Below are 501 nucleotides of genomic sequence, written 5' to 3'. Positions count from 1 at the left end.
AGCCGTTGGGCCGGCCGGGTCGGCGTGCGGGGCTCGACCGGCCTGCCGCAGCCAGTCGGCGGGACGCTCGGGCCGCTGCGCGCGCGGCGCACCGGCCTCGTCGCGGACCGCGCGACGCGGGGCCCGCCCCGACTCGGCGCCGGGATCGGCGGCACCGGACGACTCGGCTGCGCCCGACCGGCCGTCGGCCGCGGCGTGGCGGGAACCGGGCGGGCCAGACCCGTCCGCCGGACCGCCGGAGACGGGCACGGTCGGGCCGGCACCCGGCATGTCCGGGGCGGCACGGCGGCCGGCGGCGGACGCTACCGCACCACCGGCCTCCTCGGGCCTGGCACGACGCCCGGCACCCGACACCGGCCGCGCCGGACCGGCGTCCTCGGCCCACGCCTGACGGGCGCCGGAGACGGGCCGGACCGCGGGGTCGGCTCCCGCCGGCCCGGCACCGGACGGATCGGCGCCGTGCCGGCCGCGCGGGGCCGGTGACGGCACCGCGTGCGGAAC

1 pseudogene is annotated in these 501 nt (G+C 83.8%); it reads left to right on the top strand.

The features are described from left to right. Positions 1-483: pseudogene (locus tag B1205_RS30260) on the top strand (hypothetical protein); the annotation flags it as partial. Positions 484-501: the final 18 nt, after the last annotated feature.

The organism is Micromonospora sp. NBS 11-29, assembly GCF_002140155.1.
Taxonomy (GTDB): Bacteria; Actinomycetota; Actinomycetes; order Mycobacteriales; family Micromonosporaceae; genus Micromonospora.
This window is presented reverse-complemented; position numbering and strand designations above follow the sequence as displayed.